This window comes from Pseudomonas sp. Sample_24, assembly GCF_004307605.1.
In the GTDB taxonomy this organism is placed as follows: Bacteria; Pseudomonadota; Gammaproteobacteria; order Pseudomonadales; family Pseudomonadaceae; genus Aquipseudomonas.
Genome location: NZ_RCNW01000448.1, coordinates 1 through 10,285, shown reverse-complemented (window position 1 = coordinate 10,285; position 10,285 = coordinate 1). Strand labels below are relative to the sequence as shown.

Below are 10,285 nucleotides of genomic sequence, written 5' to 3'. Positions count from 1 at the left end.
GCTGAAAGTGATTTCAGCGGGTTTTTTTATTGCTCAGGATGATCGTTCCCACGCTCTGCGTGGGAATGCAGCCCGGGACGCTCCGCGTCCACGCCAGAGCCGAACGCGGAGCGTCCGTTGAGGCATTCCCACGCAGAGCGTGGGAACGATCAAAACTGGCTGAAAGTGATTTCAGCGGGTTTTTTTATTGCTCAGGATGATCGTTCCCACGCTCTGCGTGGGAATGCAGCCCGGGACGCTCCGCGTCCACGCCAGAGCCGAACGCGGAGCGTCCGTTGAGGCATTCCCACGCAGAGCGTGGGAACGATCAAAACTGGCTGAAAGTGATTTCAGCGGGTTTTTTTATTGCTCAGGATGATCGTTCCCACGCTCTGCGTGGGAATGCAGCCCGGGACGCTCCGCGTCCCTGCCAGAGCCGAACGCGGAGCGTCCGCTGAGGCGTTTCCACGCAGAGCGTGGGAACGATCAATATCCCGGAACACTGTGGGAGCTGGCTTGCCAGCGATGGCGGTCTGTCCGGCAGCCCACAGCTAAACCTTGGCACTCACCTCACTGCGATTGACCAACGCCTCGAGCGCATCACTCAGGCTCGGCGCCTTGTCGCCAATCAACAGATGCCAGATGCCGCCTTCCAGCGGGCTGATTCCCTGACAGCCCAACGCTTTCAAATCACACTCCGACAACGCCTTGCCATCCGCCAGTTGCAGACGAATGCGGGTCATGGCCACGCAATCGAGTTGCAATACATTGTCGCCACCGCCCAAAGCGTTCAGCCATTGCCGGGCTTCAGATGCCGCCACCGTAGCTGCGGGCGGTGCGTCGACTGCGACTGCCGGGGTTAAGATCAGCGCGCGACCCAGCGCCGGCATGGCCAGGCGAATTTCGTCGGCAATGCTGTCGGCCATCGGCCCGACCACCACTTGCAAACTGCCACCCTTGCCCGGACGCACCACGGCCATGGCACCCAGTGCTTTCAAATCGGCGTCCGAAGCCTTGTTGCGATCAACCATGTCCAAGCGCAGCCGAGTGGTGCAGGCGCCGACGGTGATCAGGTTTTCGGCGCCGCCCAAGGCCTTGATGTAAGCCGCGGCCCGCTCGTTGTCGGCCACTGCGACCTGCGCGGCGCTCGCGAGACCTTCACGCCCCGGGGTTTTCAGGTCGAAGCGGCGGATGCAGACATCAAACACCAGGTAATAGATGACGGCATAGGCCAGGCCCACCGGGAACACCAGCCAGCCGTTGGTTGACTTGCCCCAGCCGAGGATCATGTCGATGAAGCCACCGGAGAAGGTGAACCCCAAATGGATGTTCAGCGCGTTGGTGATCGCCATCGACAGGCCGGTCAACAAGGCGTGCAGCAAAAACAGTAACGGCGCGAGGAACATGAAGGCGAATTCGATCGGCTCGGTCACGCCGGTCAAAAATGCGGTCAACGCCATTGACAGGAAGATCCCGCCCATGACTTTGCGTCGCTCGGGCAGGGCATTGCGGTACATCGCCAGGCAGGCGGCGGGCAGGCCGAAGATCATCACCGGGAACATGCCGGTCATGAATTGGCCGCCCTTCGGGTCACCGGCAAAGTAGCGCGACAGATCGCCGGTCACCAGCGCTCCGGTGGTCGGGTCGGTGAAGTTGCCGAACACGAACCACGCCATGTTGTTGAGGATGTGGTGCAGCCCGGTGACGATCAGCAGGCGGTTGAACACGCCGAAAATGAACGCGCCGAAGCTGCCGCTTTCCATCATCAGGGTGCCGAAGCCGTTGATACCCTGCTGGATCGGCGGCCAGATGTAGCCGAACACCACGCCCAACCCGACGGCGGCGAAGCCGGTGACAATCGGCACGAAGCGCCGACCGCCAAAGAACGCCAGATACTCCGGGAGCTTGATGTCCTTGAAACGGTTGTACAGCGCGCCGGCCATCAAGCCACTGACAATCCCGGCGAGCATGCCCATGTTGATGCTCGCATCCAGCACCTTGAGCGTGGAGATCATCACCAGATAACCGATGACCCCGGCAAGGCCCGCCGTGCCGTTGTTGTCCTTGGCGAAACCGACGGCGATGCCGATGGCGAAGATCATCGCCAGGTTGGCGAAAATCACTTGGCCGGCGTCATGGATGATCGCGATGTTCAGCAGATCGGTGTCGCCCAGGCGCAGCAACAAACCGGCAATCGGCAGGATCGCGATCGGCAGCATCAGCGCGCGGCCGAGGCGTTGCAAGCCTTCGATGAAAAGTTGGTACATGGCGGTTCTCCCTGGATTCTTGTTTTTTGTTGTCGAGAGCTCAGCTCAACGGCCAATGCTGATGACAGGCGTGACGCACCGCGCCGGCGCTGCTCAGTTTCAGCAGGCCCTGACTGATGCGCCGACACTCATTGGCGTCGAGGTGACGCACGCGGTCCTTGATTTCGCCGACCTGCACCGGGCTCACCGACAGTTCGCTTACGCCCAGTCCGATCAGCACCGGTGTGGCCAGCGGATCGGACGCCAATGCTCCGCACACCCCGACCCAGCGCTTGTGCTGTGCAGCACCGGCGCAGGTCTGGGCAATCAATCGCAGCAACGCCGGGTGCAGCGCATCCACGCGTGAGGCGAGGCCGGCGTGGTCGCGGTCCATGGCCAGGGTGTATTGCGACAGGTCGTTGGTGCCAATGGACAGGAAGTCCGCGTGTTCGGCCAGTTGTTCGGCCAGCAGCGCGGCGGCCGGGACTTCGATCATCACGCCCAGCTGCGGGCGTTGCGTCAGGCCCAATTCGTTGCACAGGGCATCGAGGCGCTGGCGGATGTGCAGCAGCTCATCGACCTCGGTCACCATCGGCAACAGGATGCGGCAGCGCGACAACGGTGAGACGTGCAGCAGGGCGCGCAATTGCTGGTCGAGGATTTCCGGACGGGCCTGGGCCAGGCGAATGCCGCGCAGACCGAGCACCGGATTGGCCTCGGCGGGCAGTGGCAGGTAGTCGAGCTGTTTGTCGCCGCCAACGTCGATGGTGCGGATGATCACGGATTTGTCGCCCATGGCATCCAGTACTGCTTGATAGGCGTGATGCTGTTCGTGTTCGTCCGGTGCAGTGTGGCGATCGACGAACAGAAACTCGGTACGCAACAAGCCGACGCCGTCGGCGCCGTTGGCCAGGGCGTGCGCCGCTTCCTCACTGGAAGCGACATTGGCCGCGACTTCGATGTGCAGGCCATCGAGGGTTTGCGCCGGCGTGTGCGCTTGGGCCTGTTGCTCGGAGCGACGTTGTTGCCGGTCCAATTGAACCTGGCGCACCTGCGCCAAACGCTCGGCGCTCGGTGCCAGTTCGAGGCGACCGCCATCGGCGTCCAGCACGACTTCTTGACCCTGTTGCTGAACCAGCAACGACGCGCCCAGCGCGACCATGCACGGCAAGCCTTTGCCCCGCGCAAGAATCGCCACGTGGGAGGTTGCACCGCCTCCGGCCATGCACAATCCGGCTACGCCTTGCTGGCTCAGTTGCAGCAGATCGGAGGGAGTCAGTTCATGGGCGGCAACAATGGCGCCGGGCGGCAAGTCGTAATGCCAGGCTTCACCGAGCAGGGCGCGCAACACCCTTTGCTTGAGGTCGCGCAGGTCGTTGGCGCGTTCGGCCAGCAGAGCGCTGCCCAACTGCTGGAGCACCTCACATTGCGCGTCGATCGATTGGCTCCAGGCGTGGGTCGCGGCAATGCCGAGATCGATCGCATGATGGGCGGCATCGAGCAATGCCGGGTCCTCCAGCAAGGCGAGGTGCGCGGCAAAAATGGCTTCTTCGTCGGTGTGTTTGTGTTTTCTGGCGTGGGACAGGGTGTCGGCGATTTCGCTGTGCACTTGGGCCAACGCGGTGTCGAGGGTTTGTCGCTGTTGCGCTGGATCATTGTGCCCGGCATCCGCAGGCAGGCTGATCGCGCTCAAGCGAAACAACGGCCCGCCGACCAGCCCCGGCGCTGCGCATACACCGTGCAGGACACCCGCTTCAGGCTCGCGGTTGCGCTGCGATGTCGGCACTGGCGCGGCGGCGTGGTGCTCCTCGGCCAGCGCCGTGGACAAGGCAATCAACAAGGCTTGCAGTGCGGCTTCGGCGTCCGGTCCCTGACAACTGACTTGCACTTCGTCCTGCTCGCCGATCGCCAATCCCATCAGCCCGATCAGGCTGTCGCAGTTCGCCGATTTGCCAGCGAAGTGCAGCTGCGACTTGCTCTTGAAGCCTTGCGCGGTCTGACGAATCAGCGCGGCCGGCCGTGCGTGCAGACCGCCACGGTGGGCGATATGGATGTGACCGCTCAATACTTCGCCGGCAAGTTCAGCTTCATTCAGTGCACCGGCTCCCTGGCGGCGAATGATGTGCAGCAACGGCTCACCGACCTTCACTGATTTGAGCGTGATGGGGCGCGCCTGAAAATCCTGGCTATTGGTGAGAATCAGCAAGCTGACCAGGCTTTTGCACTGTTGCGCGACTTTGTCCTGATCGTAGCGCAGCAGTGGCTGGCCGTTGGCGACCCGCGCACCTTCCTGCACCAACATGGAAAAGCCCTGGCCTTGCAGCTCGACCGTATCCAGACCCAGATGCAGCAGCAGTTCGGCACCATTGTCGGCCCGCAGGGTCACGGCGTGCCCGGTGCGTGCGACGTGCACCACAACACCGGCACACGGCGCGTGGAGGGTATCGTTCAGCGGATCGATGGCAATCCCGTCGCCCATGGCGCCGCTGGCGAACACCGCATCCGGGACTTTGGCGAGCGTGAGCACCGGGCCGCTGAGCGGGGCGCTGAGGGTCAGCTCTTTATTGTTTTTGTGCATGGCTCGGTCTCATCAGGAAGTTCAAACGTTCCCCTGTAGGAGCGAGCCTGCTCGCGATGGTCGCCAACGATTACGCTGGGAACCTGACACTGCGCGGCGTTCTCAGGTCCATCGCGAGCAGGCTCGCTCCTACAAGGAATCTCTTAATGCGTGCGCGTGACTTTGCTCAAGTGCCGCGGCTGGTCCGGGTCCATGCCGCGAGCGACGGCCAGGCTGGCGGCCATCACGTAGAAACTCTGGATCGCCAGAATCGGATCAAGGGCCGGGTGCTCTGCGCGGGTCAGGGTCAGGTCGCGTTCGAGCACGTCATCCGGCGCGGCGAGCAATACGCGGGCACCGCGTTGGCGCATGTCCGTCGCCAGGCTCAGCAAACCGGCCTGCTCGGCGCCCCGTGGGGCAAACACCAGCAGCGGGTAGTTGTCGCCGATCAACGCCATCGGGCCGTGACGCACTTCGGCGCTGCTGAAGGCTTCGGCTTGAATGGCCGAGGTTTCCTTGAACTTGAGCGCGGCTTCCTGGGCAATGGCGAAACCGGCACCACGGCCGATCACCATCAAGCGCTGACAATCGCGCAGGGCCTCAATGGCCGGGCTCCAATCCTGTCGTGCGGCATCGCGCAAGCCTTCGGGCAAGGCCTGGCCGGCGTCGAGCAATTCGCTGTCCTCTTTCCAGTGGCCGATCAACCGCGCGCTGGCGCTGAGGGTGGCGATGAAACTCTTGGTGGCGGCGACGCTGCTTTCTGTACCGGCCAACAACGGCAGGCTGAATTCGCAGGCGGCTTCCAGCGGCGAGTCTGCGGCGTTGACCATCGATACACTCAACGCGCCGCGTTTGCGCAACAGGCGCAGGCTGTTGACCAGATCGGGACTTTGTCCCGATTGCGAGAAGGCGAACGCGACCTGGCCGCTGACCTTCAACGGCGCCTGCTGCATGGTCACCACCGACATCGGCAGCGACGCCACTGGAATGCCCAGCAGTTGCATGGTCAGGTAGGCGAAATAACTGGCTGCGTGATCGGAGCTGCCGCGAGCCACGGTCATGGCCACTTGCGGCGGCTGGCGGCGCAGGCGACCGGCGATCTCGATCATTTGCGGGTCGAGTTGCTGCAGTTGGGCTTGCACGGCCTCGAACGAGGACAGCGCCTCCTCAAGCATTTTTGAAGTCAATGTCTTCTCCTTCGACCATGACGGCGGTCAGTTTCAGTGAGCGATCCAGTCGCACGCAGTCGGCCCAGGCACCCGGTTGCAAGCGCCCGCGGTCGGTGATGCCGAGGTAGTCGGCGGGGAATTGCGACAGGCGTTGCGAAGCCTCGGCGATCGGCAAGCCGATCTTCACCAGGTTGCGCAGGGCCTGATCCATGGTCAGCGTGCTGCCGGCCAGCGTGCCGTCGGGCAGGCGAACACCGCCCAGACATTTGGTCACGGTATGGCTGCCGAGCTTGTATTCGCCGTCAGGCATGCCGGCGGCGGCGGTCGAGTCGGTCACGCAATACAGGCACGGGATCGACCGCAGCGCCACGCGGATGGCGCCGGGGTGCACGTGCAGGAGATCGGGAATCAATTCGGCGTATTTGGCGTGGGCCAATGCCGCGCCGACGATCCCCGGTTCGCGGTGATGCAACGGGCTCATGGCGTTATAGAGATGGGTGAAACTGCTGGCGCCGGCTGCCAGTGCGGCGACGCCTTCCTCGTAACTGCCCAGTGTGTGGCCGATCTGCATGCGGATGCCACGGGCGCTGAGAGCTCTGATCAGCGCATCGTGACCGGCGATTTCCGGGGCGATGGTGATCACCCGGATCGGCGCCAGCGCCAGATACGCTTCGACTTCGGCCATCAGCGCGGTGTGGGCGAAATTCGGTTGCGCTCCCAGTTTGCCGGGGTTGATGTACGGGCCTTCGAGGTGCACGCCGAGGACCCGGGCGCTGCCTTCTGGCCGCTGCTCACAGAACTCGCCGACGGCTTTGAGCACGCGCAAGATTTCCTCGCTCGGCGCGGTCATGGTGGTGGCCAGCAACGATGTGGTGCCGAAACGCACATGGGTTTTGGTAATGGTTTCGAAGGCCGGCGCGCCCTCCATGATGTCTTTGCCACCACCGCCGTGTACGTGCAGGTCGATGAAACCCGGCAGCAGGTAAGCCAGGTCATTGTCTGCCGGATCGCAGGGTTCGCCTTCGATGGAGACGACCTTGCCGTGTTCGTGAACCAGCCGGCCGCGAACCCAGCCTTGGTTGGTGAGGATGTTGTCTTCGGACATGTCGGAATCTCGTTGTTTGGCGGCAGCGGTGGGTCAGCGACGCAGCTCCGCGACAAAGTCGTAGTAGTCGTTACGGCAGTAGGTGTCGGTGACTTCGATGGGCGTGTTGTCTTCGAGGTAGCCGACCCGGGTCATCAGCAACATGGCGGTGCCAGGAGCAATACCCACCAGTGCGGCGAATTCGTCCGAGGCGTTGATCGCCTGAATGTGCTGCAACGCGCGCACGATCGGTTTGCCGATGCCGTCGAGGTATTCGTAGAGGGAGGCACCCACTGCCTGCGGCTTGGGAATGATCGAGGCGGGCAGGGTGCTCATCTCGATGGCCATGACCGTGTCGTCGGCTTTGCGCAGGCGCTTGAGGCGCGCGACTTTGTCGTTGGGTGAAAGGCCGAGGCGGATCAGTTCTTCGTGGGTGGGCAGGGTGATTTCCCGTTCCAGCCATTGCGAGCCGGGTACGAAGCCCTTGAGCCGGAGCATTTCGCTGAAGCCCGACAGGCGCGACAACGGTTGTTCCAGGCGTGGTGTGATGAACGTGCCGGAACCCTGGTTGCGGCGGATCAGGCCTTGTTCGAGCAGCACTTCCAAGGCTTTGCGTGCGGTGACACGGGAAATGCCGAGCATTTCGCTGAGGTTGCGTTCCGACGGCATCGCCTGTTCGGCTTTCCACTGGCCGGCATGGATCGCCGTTTCCAGATTGCGCGCCAGTTGCAGGTACAGCGGCGTCGGTTGAGTGTCGTCGGGGCGCAGGGCCTGGAGGTCGTTCATGTTTGGCTGTCCGAAACGTATGTAGGAATTGTCGCTCGGGTGTGCCGGAAAACTAATACCACTTGCATACCATGTCAACGCACTGGCCAGGCTTTGGACGCAGCTAAGCGGGCCTGGACGGCCGAGCAGACCAGGCGTTGGTATCAAGTGGTATTAGGGGTGGGAAATGGAGAAGCAAAGATCGCAGCCTTCGGCAACTCCTGCAGGAGCAAATGGTATTCACCCTGCAGGAGTTGCCGAAGGCCGCGATCTTTTGAATTTATTTTTCGGGGGCGACCGATGGTCGTCGGAATTACGGGCGGATTTCGATCATCGTGCCGTCCGGCACCAGGTTCCAGACTTCGCGCATGTCCATGTTGCGCATGGCGATGCAGCCGTCAGTCCAGTCCAGGGTGTGGAACAGTTGTTCAGGGTTGTCTTCGGTGTCCGGAGTGCCATGGATCATGATCATGCCACCGGGATCGACACCTTCGCGTCGCGAACGGGCCGAGTCGCTGATGTTCGGGTAGGAAATGTGCATCGCCAGGTTGAATTTTTCACTGGTCTTGCGCCAGTCGAGCCAATAGAAACCCTCTGGCGTGCGTTTGTCGCCTTCCATCAGTTTCGGTCCCTTGGGACGTTTGCCCAGGGAAATGCGATAGGTCTTGATCGGCTTGCCGTCATTGATCAATTGCAATTGATGAGCGGACTTGAGAACCAGAACTTTCTCGATGACCTTGCCGTTCAGGGTTTCCACGGCAGAAGCGTGGGACACCGAGATAACCGACAAACAGAACAGGGCAAGCAACCAGCGCATTGAAACGATTCCCCAGAGAGGTGTCGCGACTATTTATTTATAGATGTTTTTGTAGGGAGCTGCCGCAGGGCACGATTTGCAGCGGCTACGAATGATACCAAAGTGGCATCAACTAATGGCAGGCTGAACAAGCGGCGGGATCGATTCGGACCGTACGGGGTAGACCTCGGTCCGCCGATCAGCGAAGAAGCATTCTAAGGTACGGCCCACCGTGCGAAAAGCCAGCTCGTCCCATGGAATGTCCGCTTCGTCGAATAGTTGCACTTCCAGGCTCTCGGGACCGGCGGCAAAGTCCAGGTCCGCCAGTTCGGCGCGGAAAAACACATGCACCTGGCTGATGTGCGGCACATCGATGAGGGTGTAGATGCTCAGGTTGCGCACCCGGGCGCAGGCTTCCTCGGCGGTTTCGCGGATGGCGGCCTGTTCGATGGTTTCACCGTTTTCCATGAAGCCGGCGGGCAGCGTCCAGTAACCGCGACGCGGCTCTATCGCGCGGCGGCAGAGCAGGACCTGGGTGCCCCAGGTCGCGACGCAGCCGGCGACGATGTTGGGGTTCTGGTAGTGAATGGCCTGACAACTGTCGCAGACAAACCGCAGGCGCGAATCGCCTTCGGGAATGCGTTGGGTCACCGGGTTGCCGCACTGACTGCAAAATTTCATGCTTGGGTTCCTGAATGCTGCGCCTATCTTGGCGTGCGGCGGTGTCTGTCGGCAAGTTGTCGTTTCGCGACACGCCACTGTCCGGGGGGTTGGGCGACCGCAGCGATTGGTGCATGATGCAGCGTAAGGCACAGATCGAGAACACTCATGCTGGACGAGCTACTGCATCGGGTAAGTAATCACACACCGCGTACGCTGGAGACTGACCTGCGTTTCCCCGAGGCCGCCGTACTGGTGCCTATCACCCGCAGTGACGAACCGGAACTGGTACTGACCCTGCGCGCCAGCGGCCTCTCGACCCATGGCGGCGAAGTCGCCTTTCCCGGCGGTCGTCGCGATCCTGAAGACCCCGACCTGATTTTCACCGCCCTGCGTGAAGCCGAGGAAGAAATTGGCCTGCCACCGGGACTGGTCGAAGTGATCGGCCCGCTGAGCCCGTTGATCTCCCTGCACGGCATCAAGGTCACGCCTTATGTCGGCGTGATCCCGGATTTCGTCGAGTACCGGGCCAACGATGCGGAAATCGCCGCGGTGTTCAGCGTGCCACTGGAGTTTTTCCGCAAGGACCCGCGCGAACACACCCATCGCATCGATTACCAGGGGCGCAGTTGGTACGTGCCGAGTTACCGCTACGGCGAGTACAAGATCTGGGGGCTGACGGCGATCATGGTCGTCGAGTTGATCAATCTGCTCTATGACGCGAAAATCAGCCTGCATCAGCCACCCAAAAGCTTCATCAATACCTGAAGCCATCGTTCGAATGGCCGGAAACGCGGCTGCCTGAGCTGTGAGGAAACCACAAATGAAATACCGCCTGGGCGACGCCCGCGTCGAAACCCATCCACAGAGCTGGGTCGCACCCAATGCCGTGCTGGTGGGCAAGGTCAAACTGGAAGAGGGCGCCAATGTCTGGTTCAACGCCGTGCTGCGCGGCGACAACGAATTGATCCTGATCGGCAAGAACAGCAACGTCCAGGACGGCACCGTGATGCACACCGACATGGGCTA

8 protein-coding genes and 1 pseudogene are annotated in these 10,285 nt (G+C 62.0%); 2 read left to right on the top strand and 7 right to left on the bottom strand.

The annotated features are described in order from the left end of the window. Positions 1–530 precede the first annotated feature (530 nt). From nagE to D8V06_RS26140, 7 genes are all read right to left on the bottom strand, one after another. Entirely contained in the window at positions 531–2,246 is a 1,716-nt protein-coding gene (gene nagE, locus D8V06_RS26170; protein WP_130932096.1) for an N-acetylglucosamine-specific PTS transporter subunit IIBC, read from the bottom strand. A 40-nt stretch (positions 2,247–2,286) separates the two neighbouring features. Further along, positions 2,287–4,803: a phosphoenolpyruvate--protein phosphotransferase gene (gene ptsP, locus D8V06_RS26165; protein ID WP_130905803.1), complete on the bottom strand. Its 2,517-nt coding sequence runs from the start codon at positions 4,801–4,803 to the stop codon at positions 2,287–2,289. A 143-nt stretch (positions 4,804–4,946) separates the two neighbouring features. Beyond that, the gene (locus D8V06_RS26160; protein ID WP_130905802.1) at positions 4,947–5,969 is read right to left on the bottom strand and encodes an SIS domain-containing protein; all 1,023 of its coding nucleotides are present in this window, start codon (positions 5,967–5,969) and stop codon (positions 4,947–4,949) included. Further along, complete coding sequence (gene nagA / locus D8V06_RS26155) at positions 5,950–7,056, bottom strand: N-acetylglucosamine-6-phosphate deacetylase (protein WP_130905801.1); 1,107 nt, start codon at positions 7,054–7,056, stop codon at positions 5,950–5,952. Before nagA ends, D8V06_RS26160 begins: the two co-directional genes overlap by 20 nt. A gap of 33 nt (positions 7,057–7,089) precedes the next feature. Next, positions 7,090–7,821 carry a GntR family transcriptional regulator gene (locus D8V06_RS26150; protein ID WP_056855192.1) on the bottom strand — a complete coding sequence of 244 codons (732 nt, stop codon included), beginning with the start codon at positions 7,819–7,821 and terminating at the stop codon, positions 7,090–7,092. Positions 7,822–8,113: 292 nt separating this feature from the next. Continuing rightward, a complete protein-coding gene (locus D8V06_RS26145; RefSeq protein WP_056855194.1) occupies positions 8,114–8,617 on the bottom strand; it encodes a L,D-transpeptidase family protein in 504 nt (167 codons plus the stop codon). Positions 8,618–8,725: 108 nt separating this feature from the next. Beyond that, positions 8,726–9,277, bottom strand: coding sequence for an NUDIX hydrolase (locus tag D8V06_RS26140; protein WP_056855195.1), 552 nt, complete (start codon positions 9,275–9,277; stop codon positions 8,726–8,728). Between the two features lie 147 nt (positions 9,278–9,424). On the opposite strand from D8V06_RS26140, the gene D8V06_RS26135 reads away from it, so the two are divergent. Together D8V06_RS26135 and D8V06_RS26130 are read left to right on the top strand one after the other, a co-directional pair. After that, positions 9,425–10,024, top strand: coding sequence for a CoA pyrophosphatase (locus D8V06_RS26135; protein ID WP_056855196.1), 600 nt, complete (start codon positions 9,425–9,427; stop codon positions 10,022–10,024). A gap of 55 nt (positions 10,025–10,079) precedes the next feature. Further along, positions 10,080–10,285 (top strand): annotated as a pseudogene (locus D8V06_RS26130) (gamma carbonic anhydrase family protein); the annotation flags it as partial.